The following is a 1,541-nucleotide window of genomic DNA, read 5'->3' as shown; positions in this document are numbered from 1 at the left end:
CGCGCAGGTCGGCCTTCACCGCCGGCTGCATGGATTTCGGGAACTTGTTGAGCACGTTGGCGGTCTTGTGAACCCAGATGGAGTGGTTGCCGCCCTCCCCAGACGGCATCGCAATGTGCCAAGGTCGTGGTGTTGAACGTCACATAACGGGAAGGACGGCGAGATGAAGGATATGATGATCGGAGTTGATCTGGCAAAGAATGTTTTCCAGATCCACGGCGCGTTGCGGACAGGCGAGGTGCAGTTTCGCAAGAAACTTACGCGCGCACAGTTTCTCGCGTTCATGGGCCAGCAAGGACCTTGCCTTGTCATCTTCGAAGCTTGCGGCAGTGCGAGTTACTGGGCACGTGAGATGGCAGCGATTGGCCATCAGGTGAAACTGATCGCGCCTCAGTATGTCCGCCCGTTCGTGAAACGTCAGAAGAATGACGCTGCCGATGCCGAGGCAATCGTCATCGCGGCCCGTCAGCCCGAGATGCGCTTCGTGGACCCTAAATCGGTTGAGCAGCAGTCCCGCGCAGCGGTTTTCCGCAGCCGGGAGCGACTGGTCTATCAACGCACCGCAGACGTGAATGCCTTGCGGGCGCTGCTGTATGAACATGGTCACGTGTTTCCTGCGGGGATCCGCCACCTCAATCGCATGACGGCCCTTGTGGCGGATGAGACCTCAGACCTGCCCTTGCTGATCCGGGAGGAGTGCCAGGATCTGCTGGCGCAGATTGCGGAGAAGACGGCGCGTATCACCGAGCGAGCTAAGAAACTTTCGGCACTGGCCACCCAGACGGACAGGGCGCGTCGGCTCCAGACCATGCCGGGTGTTGGACCGATTACGGCTGTGGCGGTGGAAGCGTTTGGACCTGACATGGCGCAGTTCAAAACCGGGCGTGACTTTGCGGCTTGGTTGGGGCTGGTGCCCAAGCAACATTCTTCTGGAGGCAAGGAGCGCTTGGGCCGCATGACCAAGGCGGGGCAGGCGGATATTCGACGCCTTCTGATCATCGGAGCGATGTCGCGATTGAACTGGCTTGGAAAGCGCACCATTGTGGAGGGCAGCTGGCTGTCACGCATGTTGGCGCAGAAGCCCAAGATGCTGGTCGCGGTCGCGCTGGCCAACAAGATGGCCCGGCAGATCTGGGCGATGCTGACGAAGAACGAGGACTACAAGGATCCGGCGCTAGCCGTCGCGGCATGATGCTCATGTCGAATCGCTAGCGACGGTGCCAAGGGGGTGTGAGAAGGCGACGACCTGAATGGGCAAATGATCGAACAGATCCGGATTGGGAAAACCAAAAAAAGATGTGTGGGCTATTGAAGCTCGTCACCCAGATTTGGACCCGGTTCGCTGATCACCATACCGGCCCGCGGCTTCTGTAAATGCCGCATCAAGAGGCCTGACAGAAGTTCGCACTCGATCACATGTCTGAACGGTTAAAAACTTCTTGCACTACGGGCGGCAACCACAGAAGCATCTTTGATGGCGCGTGCTCGGAAAGACCTCGTCAAGCGCCTTCCAGAACCCCATGGCCCCATCGCCGACGGCA

General features: G+C 59.1%; 1 protein-coding gene. It reads left to right on the top strand.

The window, feature by feature from the left end; translation table 11 throughout:
• The first annotated feature begins 163 nt into the window (after window positions 1–163).
• Window positions 164–1,192 (top strand): IS110 family transposase, encoded by a 1,029-nt coding sequence (locus ACFOM8_RS22940; protein WP_377764675.1) that lies wholly within the window; start codon window positions 164–166, stop codon window positions 1,190–1,192.
• Window positions 1,193–1,541: the final 349 nt, after the last annotated feature.

This window comes from Paracoccus angustae, from assembly GCF_042648745.1.
In the GTDB taxonomy this organism is placed as follows: Bacteria; Pseudomonadota; Alphaproteobacteria; order Rhodobacterales; family Rhodobacteraceae; genus Paracoccus; species Paracoccus angustae.
Note: the sequence above shows the minus strand (reverse complement) of the source record. Positions and strands in the feature narration are given on the sequence as shown.

Coding starts and splice junctions, on each gene's coding strand:
- ACFOM8_RS22940 (WP_377764675.1), top strand. CDS start 164: ATGAAGGATATGATGATCGGAGTTGATCTGGCAAAGAATGTTTTCCAG.